Source organism: Neisseria sicca, from assembly GCF_003044565.1.
GTDB lineage: Bacteria > Pseudomonadota > Gammaproteobacteria > Burkholderiales > Neisseriaceae > Neisseria > Neisseria sicca_A.
In genome coordinates this window covers 129210-149392 of sequence record NZ_POXG01000001.1, presented here as the reverse complement: position 1 = coordinate 149392, position 20183 = coordinate 129210, and the positions used below count along the sequence as shown (strand labels likewise).

General features: G+C 49.8%; 16 protein-coding genes. 10 read left to right on the top strand and 6 right to left on the bottom strand.

The window, feature by feature from the left end:
• Positions 1-8: 8 nt before the first annotated feature.
• The 3 genes from DBZ16_RS00660 to DBZ16_RS00650 all read right to left on the bottom strand — a co-directional run bounded on the left by DBZ16_RS00660 (position 9) and on the right by DBZ16_RS00650 (position 3255).
• Positions 9-953 carry a DnaJ C-terminal domain-containing protein gene (locus DBZ16_RS00660; RefSeq protein WP_107812564.1) on the bottom strand — a complete coding sequence of 315 codons (945 nt, stop codon included), beginning with the start codon at positions 951-953 and terminating at the stop codon, positions 9-11.
• Positions 954-1280: 327 nt separating this feature from the next.
• A complete protein-coding gene (locus DBZ16_RS00655) occupies positions 1281-1856 on the bottom strand; it encodes a hypothetical protein (RefSeq protein WP_107812563.1) in 576 nt (191 codons plus the stop codon).
• Between the two features lie 184 nt (positions 1857-2040).
• On the bottom strand, positions 2041-3255 hold the full coding sequence (locus DBZ16_RS00650) for a uracil-xanthine permease family protein (RefSeq protein ID WP_107812562.1): 1215 nt from the start codon (positions 3253-3255) through the stop codon (positions 2041-2043).
• A gap of 353 nt (positions 3256-3608) precedes the next feature.
• On the opposite strand from DBZ16_RS00650, the gene cmk reads away from it, so the two are divergent.
• The 9 genes from cmk (at position 3609) to ispG (ending at position 12683) form a co-directional block, all read left to right on the top strand.
• Positions 3609-4268, top strand: a complete 660-nt coding sequence (cmk, locus tag DBZ16_RS00645) for a (d)CMP kinase (RefSeq protein ID WP_107812561.1) — start codon at positions 3609-3611, stop codon at positions 4266-4268.
• Between the two features lie 156 nt (positions 4269-4424).
• Positions 4425-6110, top strand: a complete 1686-nt coding sequence (gene rpsA / locus DBZ16_RS00635; RefSeq protein WP_003744633.1) for a 30S ribosomal protein S1 — start codon at positions 4425-4427, stop codon at positions 6108-6110.
• 10 nt (positions 6111-6120) lie between these two features.
• Positions 6121-6435 (top strand): integration host factor subunit beta, encoded by a 315-nt coding sequence (locus DBZ16_RS00630; RefSeq protein ID WP_003744632.1) that lies wholly within the window; start codon positions 6121-6123, stop codon positions 6433-6435.
• A 305-nt stretch (positions 6436-6740) separates the two neighbouring features.
• Entirely contained in the window at positions 6741-7877 is a 1137-nt protein-coding gene (gene zapE, locus DBZ16_RS00625) for a cell division protein ZapE (protein WP_107812560.1), read from the top strand.
• Between the two features lie 119 nt (positions 7878-7996).
• Positions 7997-8422, top strand: coding sequence for a nucleoside-diphosphate kinase (ndk, locus tag DBZ16_RS00620; RefSeq protein WP_003744626.1), 426 nt, complete (start codon positions 7997-7999; stop codon positions 8420-8422).
• A 260-nt stretch (positions 8423-8682) separates the two neighbouring features.
• The gene (gene rlmN / locus DBZ16_RS00615; RefSeq protein ID WP_049223036.1) at positions 8683-9777 is read left to right on the top strand and encodes a 23S rRNA (adenine(2503)-C(2))-methyltransferase RlmN; all 1095 of its coding nucleotides are present in this window, start codon (positions 8683-8685) and stop codon (positions 9775-9777) included.
• 2 nt (positions 9778-9779) lie between these two features.
• A complete protein-coding gene (gene pilW, locus DBZ16_RS00610; RefSeq protein WP_107812559.1) occupies positions 9780-10535 on the top strand; it encodes a type IV pilus biogenesis/stability protein PilW in 756 nt (251 codons plus the stop codon).
• A gap of 4 nt (positions 10536-10539) precedes the next feature.
• A complete protein-coding gene (locus DBZ16_RS00605) occupies positions 10540-11415 on the top strand; it encodes a helix-turn-helix domain-containing protein (protein WP_107812558.1) in 876 nt (291 codons plus the stop codon).
• Positions 11416-11417: 2 nt separating this feature from the next.
• The gene (gene ispG / locus DBZ16_RS00600) at positions 11418-12683 is read left to right on the top strand and encodes a flavodoxin-dependent (E)-4-hydroxy-3-methylbut-2-enyl-diphosphate synthase (RefSeq protein ID WP_107812557.1); all 1266 of its coding nucleotides are present in this window, start codon (positions 11418-11420) and stop codon (positions 12681-12683) included.
• Between the two features lie 82 nt (positions 12684-12765).
• Here the strand turns inward: ispG and greA are convergent, their stop codons facing one another.
• Together greA and DBZ16_RS00590 are read right to left on the bottom strand one after the other, a co-directional pair.
• On the bottom strand, positions 12766-13242 hold the full coding sequence (gene greA / locus DBZ16_RS00595; RefSeq protein WP_016686342.1) for a transcription elongation factor GreA: 477 nt from the start codon (positions 13240-13242) through the stop codon (positions 12766-12768).
• 197 nt (positions 13243-13439) lie between these two features.
• Positions 13440-16589, bottom strand: coding sequence for a DNA translocase FtsK (locus tag DBZ16_RS00590; protein ID WP_107812556.1), 3150 nt, complete (start codon positions 16587-16589; stop codon positions 13440-13442).
• A gap of 138 nt (positions 16590-16727) precedes the next feature.
• On the opposite strand from DBZ16_RS00590, the gene DBZ16_RS00585 reads away from it, so the two are divergent.
• Entirely contained in the window at positions 16728-17408 is a 681-nt protein-coding gene (locus tag DBZ16_RS00585) for an energy-coupling factor ABC transporter permease (protein WP_107812555.1), read from the top strand.
• Positions 17409-17571: 163 nt separating this feature from the next.
• Here the strand turns inward: DBZ16_RS00585 and DBZ16_RS00580 are convergent, their stop codons facing one another.
• Positions 17572-20052: a glycogen/starch/alpha-glucan phosphorylase gene (locus tag DBZ16_RS00580; RefSeq protein ID WP_107812554.1), complete on the bottom strand. Its 2481-nt coding sequence runs from the start codon at positions 20050-20052 to the stop codon at positions 17572-17574.
• Positions 20053-20183: the final 131 nt, after the last annotated feature.

Below are 20183 nucleotides of genomic sequence, written 5' to 3'. Positions count from 1 at the left end.
TTGTCCTTTCAATTTGATGCGCTTTTGCCGTCAAAGTGGGCGGCAAGTTGCGCCCATGCGGCGCGGTCGGCTTCGCTTTCGGCCTTGGGAACGCTAATGCGGATGTTGAGGTATAAATCGCCCGCTTCTTTGGCCGGAATGCCTTTGCCTTTTAGGCGTATGCTTTTACCGTTTTGGCTGTTGGCGGGTAGGTTGACCTGCAAACGTCCGGCTGCGGTGGGAACGATGATTTTTCCGCCCAATACGGCTTCCCAAGGCTTGACGTCTATGGTCTGGTATACGTCTTTTTTGTTTTTAACGTATAAATCGGGTTTGTCGTGGAATTTGATTTTCAGATACAAATCGCCGTTTGCGCCGCCGTTGTAGCCGGGCAGACCCTGTCCCGCCAAACGGATTTGCTGGCCTTCGGTAATGCCTTTGGGGATTTTGACGTTGAGGGTTTTGGTCTGATAACCGACGCGACCGTATTCGTCCACGGTCGGTACGTTCAGATTCAGCGAACGCTCCGCGCCGACATAAGCGGCGTAAATATCGATACTCAGTTCGGCATGCTGGTCGTCGCCTTTAATCGGGCCGTCCGGCCTTGCGTGTGCATGTCTCTGACTGCGGCCGAAGCCGGAAAACAAATCTTCAAAATTGAAATCGCCCGCACCGAAAGGTTCGCCGCCGCGGTATTCGTAGTGGAAGCCGCCGGATTGCGCGCCGCCGAACGGATTGCCGCCTGCGCTGCGGTCGTAGGGATTGGCCAGCAATTCGTCGTATTCGGCACGCTTTTCACGGTCGGATAAGGTTTCGTAGGCGGTGTTAATTTCGGCGGTGCGCTCGGCGGCGTCAGGTTCTTTGCTGACGTCGGGATGGTATTTGCGTACCAGTTTGCGGTAGGCCTTTTTAATGGTGTCGGCGTCGGCGGTTTTGTCCACGCCGAGAATTTCGTAATAGGTTTTTTCTGCCATATCGTTCTTCCGTCTTTATCATGTTAATCATTATGCCGTATTTGCTATTTATAAGGGCGGAAGGCATAGATTCAATACTCTAGGCGCACAAATAAACGGTTAAGGCAGGTAAGCATCAAAAAGGTCGTCTGAAAACGGAAATCCGGTTTTCAGACGACCTGTATTATATAGTGAAATCAATCGGCAACAGTTACAAGGCGGAAGTTGTTCAAATCCCATAGCCGTTTGGACAGTTTTCAGGGATTTTAAAAGTCAACTGGAACATACAGGAGCGTTTCTATTCCGTAGTAGTCGGTTTTTTAAGCTTTTTGCCTAATGCCCTGCTCTTCAGTTATCAAAACCTCCGTATTTAGATACAGAAATTTCTAAAATACTGCCCCCTTTACGGTAACGCCGAGTTTGATTCGGTACTCCACCTTTACCCGGATAAATTCCTGTTCCCATTTCCATTCTAAAGTCGAAATGTTTCGGGTGGCGGGTAAATATTGCGTATTCACGAGATTCGATTTCCGACATTATGATTTTTTTGACTTTGCCCAACTTGGCTTCTGCATCTTTGATCTTCATGCCCGGATGTACCCCCGAAGCCGTGTGACAGGCGGGAGAATAGGTGCTCAAAGAATCAATTTTTCTATGGAGTTTTATAGGAGAATCAGGATTGTCGTCTCCATCTTGCAAAGCGATAACCATAACGTCTTTAGACAGCGTAATGGCAACATACGCCACACCTTCGGCATCACTTGTTCTCTCCATTTTCGCCTTCGGGAATTTCTGTTTTACCTGCTTTAAGTTCTGCCCTAATTTAATTCCTCCGATACTGTCTTTTTGAATCAAACATTCGGCAGCGGCCGGCATGGCAAAACCCAAAATCAACGCACTCATGATCCCGATTTTGTGCAACATGGTTACTTTCCTGTTTAATAAAAATAGGATATTAACATATCAATATATCTATATGGCAAGGATATCGTTTCAGACGACCTATTATTATTTTGCCAATATCAAATCTTTTGCTAAAAAAGTCGTCTGAAATCAGGGCATTCCCCATTTCAGACGGCCTTTTTACCTTATCGGCTGCAATGCCAAATCAACTTTCCGTCTTCGGATTCGGCAGCAAGAAATTCAATACAATCGCCAAAATGGCGCACAAACCGACGCCGGCAAAGCTCAACGTACCGACATGAACCGCCATGCCGCCGACGCCGACCGTCAAAACCGAGCTGACAATGACCAGATTTTTCGGCTGCATCAAATCCACTTTCGCATCCACCAGCGTTTTAATGCCCAAAGAAGCAATCGTACCGAACAAAAGCAGCATGATGCCGCCCATTACGGGCAGAGGAATGGAAGCGAGGAAAGCATTGAATTTGCCGAAAAACGCCATAGCGATGGCAAAAATCGCCGCCCAAGTCATAATGACCGGATTGCTGTTTTTCGTAATCATCACCGCACCCGTTACCTCGCCATAAGTCGTTACAGGCGGACCGCCGATCAAACCCGCCACACACACGCCCAAGCCGTCGCCCGCAAGCGTTTTATCCAAGCCTGGGTCTTTGGTGTAGTTGTTGCCCGTTACATTGCCGATGGCCATGATGCCGCCGATGTGTTCGATGGCGGGAGCGATGGCGACGGGCAGCATAAACAGCGCGGCCTGCCAGTTGACTTGCGGTGTTTCAAAATGTGGCACGGCAAACCACGGCGCAGCCGCGATGGTGGAGGTATCCACCAAACCCATGACCAAAGCCAAAATATAGCCCGCAGCCACGCCGATTAAAATCGGAACCAGTTTCATCATGCGGCTGCCGAAAACCGACACAACCACCGTAACGGCAAACGTAAAGCCCGACAAAATCAGCGCATCCGCATAGTCGATTACTTGCTTTCCGCCGGATTTACCCATTGCCATTTCACTTGCGGCTGCGGCGACAGACAAGCCGATGACCATAATCACAGGTCCGATAACCACGGGCGGCAACAGCCGGTTGACCGTAGCCAGCCCGCGCCATCTAATCAGCGCGGCAAACACAAAATACATAAAACCCGCCGCAAACAGCCCGAACATGGTCGAAGGCAGGCCCCATGTTTCGAGGGAGTAGATAATCGGCGCAATAAAGGCAAAAGAAGAGCCGAGGAAAATCGGTACTTTACGCTTGGTGACTATTTGAAAGAGCAGCGTACCGATGCCCGCACCTAAAAGTGCCAAAGAAGGATTCAGTTTGGTCAATAGCGGAACAAGCACCATCGCCCCGAACGCCACAAACAAAATCTGCGCGCCGGAAACCGCCAATTTAAGCTGGTTCATCAGAAAGCCTCGTCAAATCAATTCAAACGGCGGGAATTATACAGTTTCACCCCATAAATGAACATTAATTTACAAATAGTCCGTTAAATATACCAAACTTCTAAAAAATAAAACATGAACCGCCCTACCCTAATCATCTCAAACGGATAATCGTTTTTCTTCATAATGAAATAACCAATACGACAGCAAAACAATTTAAAAACGACGTTAACCCACGCTCCAATTAACATTTGAGGTCGTCTGAAACGCTTTTTCAGACGACCTCGGTTCTCATCATTAAACAATTATCTATATAATGCCTGCCTGATACGTTCTTTCAGACGACCTTCTACATTATTTCAGAAAGCCAAAATATGAATACCAAACAAAAAGTCATCGCCATAGACGGACCCAGCGCCTCAGGGAAAGGTACGGTCGCTTCCCGTGTCGCTCAGGCTTTGGGGTTCGCTTATATGGACTCCGGCGCGTTATACCGCCTGACCGCGCTGTATGCGAAGAAACGGGATGTGGAATGGAGCGATGAAGAGGCGGTTGCCGAGTTGGCGGAAAATCTGTCCGCCCGCTTTGAAGGGTCGCAGGTTTTTTTGGATGATGAAGACGTTTCGGGACAAATACGCAGCGAAGCAATCGGCATGGGCGCTTCTGCAGTGGCGCAGTTGCCGAAAGTGCGTGCCGCGCTTTTGCAGCGGCAGCGTGATTTTCTGACGGAAAAAGGTTTGGTCGCCGACGGTCGCGATATGGGTTCGGTTGTTTTCCCTGATGCGGCGTTGAAGGTTTTCCTGACTGCAGGTGCGAAAATACGGGCGGAACGCCGCGCCAAACAAATCGGCATTCCGTGCGAAGGCTTGGAATTTGAACGGATTTTGTCGGACATTGAAGCACGGGACGAAGCTGACCGCCGCCGCAGTGTCGCGCCCTTAAAGCAGCTCCCCGATGCCGAGCTTTTGGATACGAGCGGGCTGAGTATCGAAGAAGCTGTAAAAAAAGTGCTTGATTGGTATCATAAAGTTTAAAATTTAGGGTATAATCCCTGCGTTTTGTTTCAGACGACCTTTGGAGCATCCGAAGGTCGTCTGAAAATATTTATTTTCAAAGCCTGTCGCGCCAAGGGCGGCAGGCATTCTCCAACCTACCCCGCACCCCTTGGCGGTGTACCGAAAAGAGTATATATGACTATGGAAAATTTTGCCCAGCTGCTTGAAGAAAGCTTTACCCTGCAAGAGATGAACCCAGGTGAAGTGATTACTGCCGAAGTAGTCGGCATTGATCAAAACTTCGTCACTGTAAACGCAGGTCTGAAATCAGAATCTCTGATTGACGTTGCTGAATTCAAAAACGCTCAGGGCGAGATTGAAGTTAAAGTTGGCGATTTCGTTACCGTTACCATCGAATCTGTTGAAAACGGCTTCGGCGAAACCAAACTGTCCCGCGAAAAAGCCAAACGTGCTGCCGACTGGATCGCTTTGGAAGAAGCGATGGAAAACGGCGACATCCTGTCCGGCGTTATCAATGGCAAAGTCAAAGGCGGCCTGACCGTTATGATCAACAGCATCCGCGCATTCCTGCCGGGTTCTTTGGTTGACGTACGTCCCGTTAAAGACACTTCCCACTTTGAAGGCAAAGAAATCGAATTCAAAGTCATCAAACTGGACAAAAAACGCAACAACGTCGTGGTTTCCCGCCGCGCCGTTCTGGAAGCTACTTTGGGTGAAGAGCGCAAAGCCCTGCTGGAAAACCTGCAAGAAGGCTCTATCATCAAAGGTATCGTTAAAAACATCACCGACTACGGTGCGTTCGTTGACTTGGGCGGCATCGACGGTCTGTTGCACATCACCGACCTGGCATGGCGCCGTGTGAAACACCCAAGCGAAGTTTTGGAAGTCGGTCAAGAAGTTGAAGCCAAAGTCCTGAAATTCGACCAAGACAAACAACGCGTTTCTCTGGGTATGAAACAACTGGGCGAAGATCCTTGGAGCGGTCTGACCCGTCGTTACCCACAAGGTACCCGCCTGTTCGGTAAAGTATCCAACCTGACCGACTACGGTGCGTTCGTTGAAATCGAACAAGGCATTGAAGGTTTGGTACACGTTTCTGAAATGGACTGGACCAACAAAAACGTACACCCAAGCAAAGTCGTACAATTGGGCGACGAAGTTGAAGTAATGATCCTGGAAATCGACGAAGACCGCCGCCGTATCTCTTTGGGTATGAAACAATGTCAAGCCAATCCTTGGGAAGAATTCGCCGCCAACCACAACAAAGGCGACAAAATCTCCGGTGCGGTTAAATCCATTACTGACTTCGGTGTATTCGTAGGCCTGCCCGGCGGTATCGACGGTCTGGTTCACCTGTCTGACCTGTCTTGGACTGAAGCAGGCGAAGAAGCTGTACGCAAATACAAAAAAGGCGAGGAAGTTGAAGCCGTTGTATTGGCGATTGACGTTGACAAAGAGCGCATCTCTTTGGGCATCAAACAACTGGAAGGTGATCCTTTCGGTAACTTCATCAGCGTAAATGACAAAGGTTCTTTGGTTAAAGGTTCTGTGAAATCTGTTGACGCCAAAGGTGCCGTTGTTGCCCTGTCTGACGAAGTAGAAGGCTACCTGCCTGCTTCCGAATTCGCAGCCGACCGCGTTGAAGACCTGACCACCAAACTGAAAGAAGGTGATGAGGTTGAAGCTGTTATCGTAACCGTCGACCGCAAAAACCGCAGCATCCGCCTGTCTGTTAAAGCTAAAGACGCTAAAGAAAACCGTGAAGCCCTGAATTCAGTCAACGCTGCTGCAACCGCCAGCGCCGGTACTACCAGCCTCGGCGACTTGCTGAAAGCCAAACTGTCCGGCGACCAAGAATAAGGTTGCAGACATGACGAAGTCTGAATTAATGGTTCGTTTGGCAGAAGTTTTTGCCGAAAAAAACGGTAACCAATTGCTGGCAAAAGACGTCGAATACAGCGTAAAGGTTTTGGTTGACACCATGACCCGCTCGCTGGCTCGCGGTCAGCGTATTGAAATCCGTGGTTTCGGCAGCTTCGATTTGAACCATCGCCCGGCCCGTATCGGTCGCAACCCCAAAACCGGCGAACGTGTGGAAGTGCCTGAAAAACACGTCCCTCACTTCAAGCCCGGCAAGGAATTGCGTGAACGTGTGGACTTGGCTTTACAAGAAAATGCCAACTAAACCTGAGTAAACGAACGCCGCAGAAATGCGGCGTTTTTTGTTGCCTGAAAATATGGTTCTCTATTGTTTTCGGAATTTGGGGGGAATTTGTAATGGAAAATTCATAGGGTCGTCTGAAATCATCTATAATACGTTTCTTTTAATGATTGCCCGTTGATAAAACGTATAGTGGATTAACTTTAAATCAGGACAAGGCGACGAAGCCGCAGACAGTACAGATAGTACGGCAAGGCGAGGCAACGCCGTACTGGTTTAAAGTTAATCCACTATAATTGTCAAACCCAAAAACATAATAAAGGTCAGATATGAGTGATAGAGGTCAACTGTTTGTCGCCCCTCCGTTTGAAAACCACAGCCCGCTGACTTGGTATCAGGCGGCAGCCGAACAACCGAATTTCATCCGCGATGAAGCACAAGCGCGTGCGATTGAATATTTGGATCGTTTGTGGACGGAACTGATGATGTTCAAACGCAAACGCAACCGTTTTCTAGGACGCAGCCTGCGCTCCCCTCAAGTGCCGAAAGGTTTGTATTTTTATGGCGGCGTAGGTCGCGGCAAAAGTTTTTTGATGGACGCTTTTTTCGGCTGTTTGCCATACCGCCGCAAACGCCGTGTCCACTTTCATGCTTTTATGGCGGAAATCCACAGGCGTTTGAAAGACTTGAAAAGCGAAGCTAATCCCTTAAAGGCAGTAGCTGCCGAGATTGCCAAAGAGACCCGCGTATTGTGTTTTGACGAATTCCACGTCAGCGACATCGCAGATGCAATGATTCTTGGACGTCTGTTGGAAAACTTGTTGAGCGAAGGCGTAGTTTTGGTGGCGACGTCCAACTATGCCCCGTCCGAACTTTACCCTCAAGGTCAAAACAGAAGCAGTTTTCTGCCGACCATTGCGCTGATTGAATCCAGCCTGACCGTCTTAAATGTTGATGGCGGAGAAGACTACCGTCTGCGCACTTTACGTCCTGCCGAGATTTTCTTCGTTCCCAACAATGAAGAAAATGAGCAGAAATTGGCTGCTTTATTTAAAGAAATGGCGGGAATTGCCGAATTGAATCCCGGCATCAGCGTGATACACGGGCGCGAAATTCCGCACAAAGCCCAAGCCAACCGCGCCATTTGGTTCGATTTCCGCGCTTTATGTTTTGGACCGCGTTCGCAAGCGGATTACCTCTATTTGGCCGAACATTATGAAATGGTGTTCGTATCAGGATTGGAACGCCTTACTCCGCAGGAAAAAGCCGAAGCGCGCCGCCTTACTTGGCTGATTGACGTATTGTACGATTTCCGAGTAAAACTCTGTGCCACCAGCGCGGTAGGCGTAAACGATATTTATGTCGAAGGCGATTTCGCCGAAGAATTTACCCGCACTGCCAGCCGTATGGTGGAAATGCAATCGGAAGTTTATTTGGAACAGCCGCATCTGACGTTGAAAAAATAAGATTTAGGCAAAGAAAAAAAGAGTAGCTTTTCCCAAAGCAAACTGAAATTTGATAAAATAGCAGTTCATTTTCCTCAACCTCAGACTATTGCACAACGCAATGAAAACAAGGACATAATATGGCTATTGAGCGCACGATCTCCATCGTTAAACCCGATGCTGTAGGTAAAAATGTAATCGGCAAAATTTACAGCCGTTTTGAAGACAACGGACTGCGTATTGTCGCCGCCAAAATGAAGCACCTCAGCGTGCGCGAAGCCCAAGAGTTTTATGCTGTCCATAAAGAGCGTCCTTTTTACGACAGTTTGGTTGCCTTTATGACCAGCGGTCCTGTCATGATTCAGGTACTGGAAGGTGAAAATGCCGTTGCAAAAAACCGTGAGCTGATGGGCGCGACCAACCCTGCGGAAGCCGCTCCCGGTACGATACGTGCGGATTTTGCCGAATCTCTCAGCGTAAACGCCGTACATGGCTCTGACAGTCTGGAAAACGCAGCAATCGAGATTGCCTACTTCTTCAGCCAAAGCGAAATCTGCCCGCGTTAACGATAGATACCGTTCGAACGTCCGACCGGTTCGGGTGTTTGGACGGTTTTGTCGATATTGTTTGTCTCAATCTGTTTTCAGACGACCTTTCTAAAATGGAGGTCGTCTGAAAATATGATAGAAGGAGCTTGGAAATAAAAGCTGTTTGCTCAACAAGATTCAGGGCATGTTCAAACCCACTATGCAACGCCCTAATCCGCCGGATTTGCAAGATTTATCACGACAGCTTTTATTAAAAGCTTTACCAAGAAATAAACCACATGAAAACCAATCTGCTGAATTATGATTTAAACGGACTGACCCATCATTTTGCCGAAATGGGTGAAAAACCGTTTCGCGCCAAACAAGTCATGCGCTGGATCCACCAAGCCGGTGCGCAAAGTTTCGATGAAATGACCGATTTGGCAAAATCCCTACGCCTGAAACTCAACGAACAGGCAAGCGTGGATGTGCCCAAACTGATGATGGCGCAAGAATCCGCCGATGGGACGCGCAAATGGCTGTTGGATGTAGGAACGGGCAACGGCGTTGAAACGGTGTTTATTCCCGAAGCAGAACGCGGTACGTTGTGTATTTCCTCTCAAGTCGGCTGCGCATTGGAATGCACCTTCTGTTCTACCGGCCGCCAAGGTTTCAACCGTAATCTGACCGCTGCCGAAATCATTGGGCAACTGTGGTGGGCAAATAAAGCAATGGGCGTTACGCCGAAAAACGAACGCGTGATTTCCAATGTAGTCATGATGGGCATGGGCGAGCCAATGGCGAACTTTGATAATGTCGTTACTGCGCTGAGCATTATGCTGGACGATCATGGCTACGGCCTAAGCCGCCGCCGCGTTACCGTTTCCACATCAGGTATGGTGCCGCAAATGGACAGGCTGCGCGATGCGATGCCTGTTGCGCTGGCAGTATCCCTTCATGCTTCCAACGACGAAGTACGCGACCAAATTGTTCCGCTGAATAAAAAATATCCGTTGAAAGAGTTGATGGCGGCATGTCAACGCTATTTGGTCAAAGCACCAAGAGATTTCATTACTTTTGAATACGTTATGTTGGACGGAATCAATGACAAGGCGCAACATGCGCGCGAACTGATTGAGCTGGTAAAAGACGTACCGTGCAAATTCAATCTGATTCCGTTCAATCCCTTCCCAAATTCCGGCTACGAACGCTCTACCAATGAAAATATCCGCGTTTTCCGCGATATTTTGCAGCAGGCAGGATTCGTGGTAACCGTCCGCAAAACGCGTGGCGATGATATTGACGCAGCTTGCGGTCAATTGGCAGGACAAGTACAAGATAAAACACGCCGTCAACAAAAATGGCAGCAGATTTTGGTCGAACAACAGAGCTGATTATGAAACTGAACATTTGGCAACCCATTATTTTAACTTTGGTTTTGGGCGCATGCGCCGGCACAAAAGGTCCAAGCAGAGCGGAACGTGCGACACAGGTCGCCAATATCAAAACTCAGTTGGCTATCGAATACATGCGCGGGGGCGATTACCGTCAAGCAACGGTAAGCATTGAAGAGGCATTGAAAGCGGACAGCAGCAATGAAGATGCATGGCTGGTTCGCGCGCAAATCTATCAATATCTCAAAGTACGCGACAAGGCACAGGAAAGCTTCCAAAAAGCCCTATCCTTGAAGCCTGACAATGCGGAAATCAATAATAACTACGGCTGGTTCTTGTGCAGCGAGATGAACAATCCCGCCCAGTCCATCAGTTATTTTGACAAAGCCCTGGCCGATCCAACTTATCCTTCTCCATTTATCGCCAACCTCAACAAGGGTATTTGCAGCGCAAAGATGGGACAATATTCGCTCGCGGAGGCTTATCTTGAACGCTCGTTGGCCGCACAACCTCAATTCCCGCCTGCGTTTAAAGAATTGGCAAGAACCAAAATGCTGGCAGGCAATTTAAACGAAGCGGACTATTATTTCCGTCAATACCAAAGCAAAGTCGATGTCTTGCAGGCAGATGATTTGCTGCTGGGTTGGAAATTGGCGACTGCTTTGGGCAATAGCCAGGCAGCCTACGAATACGAAGCCCAGTTAAGGGCAAACTTCCCCTACTCGGAACAATTACAGGCAGTAACCACAGGTAAATAACTACATGGAAAATCAAAAGAAAAACGAATACGACATTCAAGCTGCCAAATCATTGGGTGATGAGCTGGGACAACTCAGACAAAAATCAGGTTGGGATATTGACGAAGTAGCACGACGGTTGAAACTGTCTGCCGAACAAATTGAAGCACTCGAAAAAGGAGACTATTCGTTCTTTTCAGGATTGGTCTTCGTTATGGGCTATCTGCGCTCTTATGCCCGCCTGTTGAAAATCGATGAAGCAACCATTACAGGTCGTCTGAAAGCCATTTCTGCGCCGGAAGAAGACCATGTCTATCTGGTGGATCGCAAACAAAATACCGGCTTGAACTACCAAGATGGTGAAAAAGTCGGTTTTCCCAAATGGGTTTTGGGTGCAGCAGCGCTCATCCTGCTTGGCGGCGGTATTTACGTTTGGCAAAGCAAGTCCAATCATGAAAACGAACAGCAAGTCGCGCAAAACAGCGATGCCGTGCGTAACAGTATGCAGACTCCGGACTTGAAAAAAGAAAATGTTGCCGTTTCCAATATGGCAGAAAACGGCAAACAAGAAGTCTCCTCCAATGTTGAAAAAGCAGCTTCCAGCGTTGCCGCGTCCGAAGCAGCGGCATCCGAACATGAAGTCAAAGTCGATTCAGACGAGCTTTGGATTAAAGTCCAATACCGAAGCAATCTGATTATTACAGACAAGAAAGGTACCATGATTTTCAGCCGGATCATTCCCGCAGGAAGCGAAAGGCGTTTTAAAGGCGGTGCGCCCTACAATGTCTGGATCGGTATTGCCACAGGCGCACAAGCCAATTATGGCGGGACAACCATCAATCTGGCAGAATACCGGGTTGCCGGTGAAAAATCCGCTTCCTTTGTAGCAGGAAAAAAATAAAGATGAACACCCCCAAACGCCGCCAAACCCATCAAGTGCAAATCGATCATCTCATCGTCGGTTCTGACGCACCCGTTGTCGTTCAGTCTATGACCAATACCGACACCGCAGATGCTAAAGCAACCGCTCTGCAAGTCAAAGAATTGAGCGATGCAGGCTCAGAAATGGTGCGCATTACCGTCAACAGTCCGGAAGCCGCATCCAAAGTTGCCGAAATCCGCCAGCGTTTGGACGACATGGGTTACACCACCCCGCTGATTGGCGACTTCCATTTCAATGGCGAACGTCTGTTGGCAGAATTTCCCGAGTGCGGCAAAGCCTTGTCCAAATACCGCATCAACCCCGGCAATGTCGGCAAAGGCGCAAAAGGTGATGAAAAATTTGCCTATATGATTCGAACTGCCGCCGAAAACGACAAAGCCGTCCGTATCGGCGTCAACTGGGGCTCTCTTGACCAAAGCCTCGCCAAGCGCATGATGGATGCCAATCTGGCGTCCTCATCGCCCAAACCGCCTGAAGAAATCATGAAAGAAGCCTTGATTATTTCGGCGTTGGAATCTGCTGAAAAAGCCGTCCGATTAGGTTTGCCTGAAAACAAAATCATCTTGTCGTGCAAGGTCAGCTCCGTTCAAGATTTGATTCAGGTTTACCGCGAGCTGGGCAGCCGCTGCCGATATCCGCTCCACTTAGGCTTGACGGAAGCAGGCATGGGTAGCAAAGGCATTGTCGCTTCTACTGCTGCCTTGGCCGTACTGCTTCAAGAAGGCATCGGCGACACCATCCGTATTTCACTCACCCCCGAACCCGGCAGCTCGCGTACTCAAGAAGTGATCGTTGGTCAAGAAATCCTGCAAACCATGGGACTGCGATCATTTACCCCAATGGTTACCGCCTGCCCCGGTTGCGGACGCACCACCAGTACAGTCTTCCAAGAGCTCGCCCAAGACGTACAAAATTACCTGCGCCAAAAAATGACCGTATGGCGAACTGTTTACCCCGGTGTGGAATCTTTAAACGTTGCCGTTATGGGCTGCGTTGTTAACGGACCGGGCGAAAGCAAACTGGCAGACATCGGCATCAGCCTGCCCGGAACCGGCGAAACTCCTGTTGCACCGGTTTATGTTGACGGAGAACGCAAAGTGACTTTAAAAGGCGACAACATCGCAGCCGAATTCTTGGAAATTGTCGAAGAATACGTCAAAACCAACTATTGCGAAGGCGGTGCCAAACGCAGTCAAAACCGTATCATCCCAATACAGTCCGCTTGATAGACATAAACAAAAAAGGTCGTCTGAAAACCATTTTCTTTGGTTTTCAGACGACCTTTTATATCAATAATATTCGGGGCAGTCAGATATATTGAACTGAAATAATGTCGTATTCACGAACGCCGCCGGGAGCTTGTACTTCGGCGACATCGCCTTCTTCTTTACCGATTAGGGCACGGGCGATGGGTGAGCCGACGTAGATTTTGCCTTCTTTGATGTCTGCTTCATCTTCGCCGACGATTTGATAGGTAACGTGTTCTTCGGTTTCTAAATCTTCCAGCGTTACGGTCGTGCCGAAGACGATTTTGCCTTCTGCGTGGATTTCGGCAGGATTGATGATGTGCGCCATGGATAATTTGTGTTCCAGCTCGGAAATACGGCCTTCAATGAAACCTTGTTTTTCTTTGGCGGCTTCATATTCGGCATTTTCAGACAAGTCGCCGTGCGAACGGGCTTCGGCGATGGCTTCGATGATTTCGGGACGGGCGACGCTTTTGAGGCGTTGCAATTCTTGTTTGAGCAATTCTGCGCCGCGTGCGGTCAATGGAATTTTTTGCATGGTTTGTCTTCTCCGCAAAAGCGTTTGGGCTGCTTTTGCCTGGTAAATACGCGGTAAACATAGTCCGCAAAATGAAAATAAAAATACAAGCCGCCTAAATTTCGGCGGCTTGTCTGTGTAAGAATGAATGGCGGTATTGTACCAAAATCAGGGGAAACTGCAACGGCAATCGGCTTTTCTCCTACTTTGGTGTGGTTTTAGTCCAAATGCTCGTTGCTTTGCGCTAAAACGGTACGGTTGCCGTTGGTTTCGGCAGGAGAAACGATGCCGTCTGCTTCCATTTGGTCAATCAGGCGGGCGGCGCGGTTGTAGCCGATGCGTAATTGACGCTGGATACCTGAGATACTGGCTTTGCGTGTTTTCAGAACAACGGAGACTGCCTCGTCATACATTGGGTCAACTTCGCCGTCGCTACTGCGGCTGATGCCCGGCAGATCGTCGGTTGTGCCGCTCATCAGAATATCGTCGATGTAATCCGGCTCGCCGAATTGTTTCAGATATTCGACCACGCGATGTACTTCGTCGTCTGAAGCGAACGCACCGTGAACACGTTGCGGATAGCCTGTTCCCGGTGGCAGGAACAGCATATCGCCCTGTCCGAGCAGGTTTTCCGCACCCATTTGGTCGAGAATCGTGCGGCTGTCGATTTTGCTGGACACTTGGAATGCGATGCGTGTCGGGATGTTGGCTTTAATCAGGCCTGTGATGACATCGACGCTGGGGCGTTGCGTGGCAAGAATCAAATGGATACCTGCCGCGCGGGCTTTTTGGGCGAGACGGGCAATCAGCTCTTCGATTTTCTTGCCTGCGGTCATCATCAGGTCGGCAAATTCGTCAACCACGACGACGATAAACGGCAGTTTTTCCAAAGGTTCGGGATTGTCGGGCGTCAGGCTGAACGGGTTGGCGATTTTTATGCCTTGCGCGGCGACCTCCATGATTTTTTGGTTGAAGCCAGCAAGGTTGCGCACGCCTACATGGCTCATCAGACGGTAGCGTTTTTCCATTTCGTTGACGCACCAGTTGAGCGCGTTGGCCGCCAGCTTCATATCGGTAACGACAGGCGCGAGCAGGTGCGGAATGCCTTCGTAAATGCTCAATTCCAGCATTTTCGGGTCAATCATAATCATACGCACGTCTTCAGGCGTCGCTTTGAAGAGCATGGACAGAATCATGGCGTTAACGCCGACCGATTTACCCGAACCAGTCGTACCGGCAACCAGCAAATGCGGCGCTTTGCCCAAGTCGGTAACGACGGGTTGACCGGTAATGTCTTGACCGAGCGCGAGTGTGAGCTTGGATTTGGATTCGGCAAACGCGGGCGAATTGAAAATTTCGCTCAGCCGTATCATTTGCCGTTTCGGGTTCGGCAGCTCCAAGCCCATGCAGGTTTTGCCGGGTATGGTTTCGACAACGCGGATAGAGGCAACGCCGAGCGAACGGGCGAGGTCTTTTTCGAGGTTCATAACCGAATTGCCGCGCACGCCGACATCAGGTTCGATTTCGTAACGCGTAATCACCGGACCGGAATAGGAATCCACGACTTTGACTTTGACTTTGAATTCCGCCAGCTTTTCTTCGATGGTGATGCTGTTGTTTAACAATTCTTCTTCGGTCTGCGTAGCGGCAGGGTCGAATTGGGGCGGGAGGAGCAGGTCTGTGGTTGGCAGAGGCTGCTTCAGGTCGTCTGAAAACTCGTAAAACGCTCCGGTATCCTCTTCCGAATCCTCATCAAAATCATCAGCAGCATAGCCCGTCGCAAAATCGGGACGATGTATCGGTTGATGATGTTCAAAAGCAGAAATTTCCGCATTTTCCGTATGGGTGGATTCAGTTTCAGCGTTTTGCTGCACATCTTTGCCTGCGATTTCATCTTCAGTTTCGGATTCGCTGATTAAATAATCATGAATCGAGCGGACAGGATTGTCGCTGACATGCGCGTTGACTTCAGAATGGAAAGCGGGAATTTCCAAGGCGGAACGTGTCATCTGCGGCTCAACGATTTCAGGCGCAACTGGCGGCGGCGTAAAGCTGGGTGGCGCAGGGATATCGATTGGCGCAGGGATAACGGTCGGCACTTCAGGCGGCTCGACTACGGTTGCCGTCGGAGCGGGCTGTCTTGAGATGTAGACCGCTTTTTCTTTTGGCGGAGCAACAGGTTCGGTGCGAATTGTTTTAGGCGGGAACAGCGGTTTACGCGCGACAGAAGGCGCAACCGTTTGTTCAGGCTGCGGATTGGCTTCCTCCGATAATTTCATCTGTGCGGCAGCAGATTGCTGCTTGCGCGCCAGTTTCTCCGCCGCCGCTTCAGCATGGCGAACCGTCCGTCTGCGGCTTGCAGGAATCAGGTTTGCCAAAATTTCATCATTTTGAATGATTTGCGGCTGGAAATCGCGCACAGGTGCAACCGCTGCGGCAAGGCGTTGGCGGGCTGCCGTACTTCTCGCCAATGTGTTTCGGATGTCCGTCACATCAATCTCTGCACGGCTATCCAGATTGTCAATGACAGGCAAAATAGCTTCGCGTTCGGCTGTACGCAGCGCGGTTTGTACAGTTTCGATATGCGGCGCACTGGCTTTGGGAATTTGAATGCCGTTGACGCCTGCCATGACGCGCTCGCGGGTTCGGCGCAGTACGGGATCGTTGAAATCGATAATCTGCAAACCTTTCATCGGCGTAACCGACGCGCGGATGAGCTGAATTGCCTCTTCATCGTCATTCCAATCCTCAGCAGGATGGTTTGCGGTCTGTTGCTCTTCCCATTCCTGTAACGCTGCTTCATTGAGCGAGCGGGTTGCTTCTTCCAGAGTAATTTCTTCAAAGCCTTCGTCTTTAACGATACGGGGAATATATTCAGGCTCTTCGGTTTCAACGAAAGGAACGATATATGGTGCATCTTTTCTTAAGGATGCGTGGTGTTGCCGGGTTTCGGATTGGTGAACAGGTTCTGTCTGCGCATTTTCAGACGACCTTTCGGCGTCGGTATCTTGATGATATTCCTGTTTTGCTTCTTGGCTTTCAAAGAAATCCGCTATATCTGGCATACCGGCTTCAGTTTCTTCGTTTTCGGCGTTTACCTGTTCTTCTGTTGATTGCTCTTGCTGCGGTGTGTAACGCGCTGCCATCAGGCGCAGACGTGCGATAGTTTTTCCGTATGCTGCTTTGGCATCTTCGGAAAATTGATGTGGAGAATCAGCGTCCTGATCGTGAGGAATATATGTGCCCTCTTGCATACCACGCTCTAAGCGTGCCAATTCGTGCTGCCAGTCGCGTTCTTGTTTTCTGTGCAGCCAAAATACGCCGCAAATGGCACACAATAAAATGATAATCAGCACAGTCCAAAACATTCGCTGTTTCCCTTGAAATAAACGGCAAAGGTCGTTATTTTAGCGTGTTTCAGCATTAAACAAAACAAGTCCGCCGCGAATTTCGTCTGCGGGGTATAATGCAGGTCGTCTGAATATTTACCCTCGGTCTGGTTTCGTATGAATTTTCAAGCCGCATGGTTCTCCAGTTCGACTTTAGCCGCTGCTTGGCTGCTGTTGTCCATTCTGCTTCTCGCTTGCGCGCGTCCGGCATGGCGATCCATGCAGAAACACCATTCCGCCTCCATCCTCTCTACCCTGATACTGACGACCGCATGGTGTCTGAATGCGATGACTGACGAAGGACAGCTTGCGCAAATGAGCTATCACCTGCTTGCCATGAATTTGGTTGCGCTGATGATTGGTGCGCCTGCTGCGTTATGGCTGGGTTCGGCTTTGCTCCTTCCTTATCTTTTGTTGTTCAACGGCGGCGACGGATATGCCTACCCTGTCAACGCCCTCGCCCTGCTCTTACCGCCGCTTATTGTCAATCAGCTCTCCCGTCGTTTGGTGAACCGTCTGCCCGCGAATATTTTTATCTTTATTTTTGTCAACGGATTCATCGCATCCGCCGTAGGCATGATGTTGACCGGACTGGTGTTGGTCAGCGTTTTGGATCTCAGCCATGCCTTTCCGACATCCGTACTTTGGACCACCGCCCTCCCCATTTTCATCCTGATCGCTTGGGCAGAAGCCTTTCTCAGCGGCATCACTACCGCTATTTTCATCGCACTCAGACCGCAATGGATCAATACTTTTGACGATAGGCGATATTTGAAATCCAGCAATAAAATTTGGTGAACGCTCAAGGGTCGTCTGAAAACCATTTTGCAGCGTTTAAGTCAACAAATTTGATTTTCAGACGACCTTTTCTCACATTATCCTTTTAAAATCAGCCATGCAAAAAACAGCCGATACTTTCCCGTATCGGCTGTTCCTGTTTACTGCTTAATCGATATCCACTTTATTGGTGTTTAGGCAGCTCTTTCAAAGTCAGCGGCTCTATGTACCAGATATCGCGGCAGTAGTCGGCGATGGAACGGTCGGATGAGAAGAAGCCCATGTTGGCGATGTTGATCAATGCGGATCTACGCCATGCGGCAACATCGCGGTAGTGTTCGTCCGCTTTGTATTGCGTGTCGATGTAGCTGCGGAAATCCGCCATCAGTTGATAGAAATCGCCGTAAGGTTGCAGGACGTCGTTGTAGCGGTTTGGTTCTTCGGGGGAGAACGTGCCGTTGCTGATTTGGTTGACGACGCGGCGCAGGTCGTTGTCGCGCTCGATGTAGCTTAACGGGTCGTAACCGTTGCGGCGGATTTCTTCCACTTGCTCGACGGTGTTACCAAAGATAAAGCAGTTATCTGCGCCGACTTTTTCCAGAATTTCAACGTTCGCGCCGTCCAGCGTACCCATGCAGAGCGCGCCGTTGAGGGCGAATTTCATGTTGCTGGTGCCCGATGCCTCCGTACCTGCCAGTGAGATTTGTTCGTGCAAATCGGCGGCGGGAATGATGATTTGGGCGAGGCTGACGCTGTAATTCGGAATATAGACGACTTTAATCAGGTCGCGGATGCGTTCGTCGTTATTGATGATTTTGGCAACGTCGTTAATCAGGCGGATGATTTTTTTCGCCATGTAGTAGGCGGATGCGGCTTTACCGGCAAAGATGAAGACGCGCGGCTGCCAGTCGAAATCCGGGTTTTCCAGGATTTTGTTGTAGCGGTCGACAATGTGCATCAAATTCAATGCTTGGCGTTTGTATTCATGGATGCGTTTGATTTGAATGTCAAACAGCGCGTCCGTGTTTACTTTGATGCCCAATTCGGTTTCGATGTACTTGGCGAGGCGTTCTTTGGCGGCTTTTTTCACTGCGCCGAATTCCGCCTGTACGCTTGCATCGTCAACTTTTTCATTAAGCTTGGTCAAGTTGTCCAAATGCAGACGCCAGTCTTGTTCGCCCAAGTGTTTGTCGAGGAAACGGGTCAATTCGGGGTTGGCGATGTTAATCCAGCGGCGCGGGGTTACGCCGTTGGTTACGTTGGTAAAGCGTTCAGGGAACACTTTGGCAAAGTCGGCGAAAATGGAAGTGGTCATCAGGTCGGAGTGGATTTTCGCCACGCCGTTGACTTTGTGCGAACCGATGACTGCCAGCCATGCCATGCGGACGCGGCGGCCGTGGGTCTCATCGATGATGGATACACGGCGGACGAAGTCGTCGTCGAAGTTGCCGATGGCGCGCAGGGCGTTCAGGAAGTAGGCGTTGATTTCAAAGATGATGTCCAAATGGCGCGGCAGCAGGCGGCCCATCAAATCGACCGGCCAAGTTTCCAAGGCTTCGCTCATCAGGGTGTGGTTGGTGTAAGAGAAAATCTTGCAGCACATATTCCATGCTTCGGTCCACGCAATACCTTCTTCGTCAATCAGGATACGCATCAGCTCGGGAATCGCCAGCACGGGGTGGGTGTCGTTCAGGTGGATGGCGACTTTGTCGGCAAGGTTTTTGATGCTGGGGAAACGGCATTTGTGGCGCGCCACGATGTCTTGTACGGATGCGGAAACTAAGAAATATTCCTGTTTCAGACGCAGTTCGCGGCCGCTGTCGGTAGAATCGTTCGGATAGAGGACGCGCGAGATGTTTTCGTCGCTATTTTGCGCGCGGACGGCGGATGCGTAATCGCCGCGGTTGAAGTCTGCCAAGTCGAAACGGTTGCCGGCGTGAGCCGTCCACAGGCGCAACGGGTTGGCGACGTCGCCGCCGTAGCCGGGGATGATTTCATCGTATGCCATCGCAGAAATCTCTTCGCTCGGATGCCATTCTTTTTTATCACCCATATTGATGACTTGTCCGCCGAAGCTGACGGCATATTGTTTGTTCGGACGGCCGATCTGCCATGCCAAATCTTGGTCGAGCCACAAATCGGGTTTTTCAACTTGCTGACCGTCCACGATTTCTTGCTTGAACATACCGTATTGATAGCGGATGCCGTAGCCCATGGCGGGAATACGCAAAGTGGCGAGCGAGTCGAGGAAGCAGGCAGCCAAGCGACCCAAACCACCGTTGCCCAAGCCGGGGTCTTGTTCTTGTTCGCAGACATCGGCGAACTCTTTGCCCAATTGTTTGAACGCCTCTTCAAATTCGGCATAAACGCCTTCGTTAATCAAAGCGTTGACGAAGGCGCGTCCCAACAGAAATTCCATGGAAAGGTAGTAAACCATGCGTTTGCCGTTGTCGATGTGGGCGCGGCGGGTTTGCAGGAAGTCTTCCGCAATCAGGTCGCGCGCGGCGAGCATGGCGGCGTTGAGCCATTGGTGTTCGGTCGCCTCTTTCGGATCGACGCCCAAAATGAAAATCAATTTATAGACGATGGACTTGCGGATGGTTTCGGCATCCGGTTTCGGCATGACGTAATCAAAACCTGAAATGGGTTGTTTTTTCTTAGCCATGATAGCCTTTCTCTGTTGAGGATGGGGTGATGAAGCGGGGGAATTTGTATCTTTTGACGGTCTGAGGTCGTCTGAAAAGCCGTATGCCTTTATGTTCCGTTAAGCAAGTCAATCAAGTAAATTTATTACTA

Bases quoted from the DNA above. Each gene is read 5' to 3' on its own strand.
- DBZ16_RS00660 (WP_107812564.1), bottom strand. From the start codon at position 953: ATGGCAGAAAAAACCTATTACGAAATTCTCGGCGTGGACAAAACCGCC.
- DBZ16_RS00655 (WP_107812563.1), bottom strand. From the start codon at position 1,856: ATGTTGCACAAAATCGGGATCATGAGTGCGTTGATTTTGGGTTTTGCC.
- DBZ16_RS00650 (WP_107812562.1), bottom strand. From the start codon at position 3,255: ATGAACCAGCTTAAATTGGCGGTTTCCGGCGCGCAGATTTTGTTTGTG.
- cmk (WP_107812561.1), top strand. From the start codon at position 3,609: ATGAATACCAAACAAAAAGTCATCGCCATAGACGGACCCAGCGCCTCA.
- rpsA (WP_003744633.1), top strand. From the start codon at position 4,425: ATGACTATGGAAAATTTTGCCCAGCTGCTTGAAGAAAGCTTTACCCTG.
- DBZ16_RS00630 (WP_003744632.1), top strand. From the start codon at position 6,121: ATGACGAAGTCTGAATTAATGGTTCGTTTGGCAGAAGTTTTTGCCGAA.
- zapE (WP_107812560.1), top strand. From the start codon at position 6,741: ATGAGTGATAGAGGTCAACTGTTTGTCGCCCCTCCGTTTGAAAACCAC.
- ndk (WP_003744626.1), top strand. From the start codon at position 7,997: ATGGCTATTGAGCGCACGATCTCCATCGTTAAACCCGATGCTGTAGGT.
- rlmN (WP_049223036.1), top strand. From the start codon at position 8,683: ATGAAAACCAATCTGCTGAATTATGATTTAAACGGACTGACCCATCAT.
- pilW (WP_107812559.1), top strand. From the start codon at position 9,780: ATGAAACTGAACATTTGGCAACCCATTATTTTAACTTTGGTTTTGGGC.
- DBZ16_RS00605 (WP_107812558.1), top strand. From the start codon at position 10,540: ATGGAAAATCAAAAGAAAAACGAATACGACATTCAAGCTGCCAAATCA.
- ispG (WP_107812557.1), top strand. From the start codon at position 11,418: ATGAACACCCCCAAACGCCGCCAAACCCATCAAGTGCAAATCGATCAT.
- greA (WP_016686342.1), bottom strand. From the start codon at position 13,242: ATGCAAAAAATTCCATTGACCGCACGCGGCGCAGAATTGCTCAAACAA.
- DBZ16_RS00590 (WP_107812556.1), bottom strand. From the start codon at position 16,589: ATGTTTTGGACTGTGCTGATTATCATTTTATTGTGTGCCATTTGCGGC.
- DBZ16_RS00585 (WP_107812555.1), top strand. From the start codon at position 16,728: ATGAATTTTCAAGCCGCATGGTTCTCCAGTTCGACTTTAGCCGCTGCT.
- DBZ16_RS00580 (WP_107812554.1), bottom strand. From the start codon at position 20,052: ATGGCTAAGAAAAAACAACCCATTTCAGGTTTTGATTACGTCATGCCG.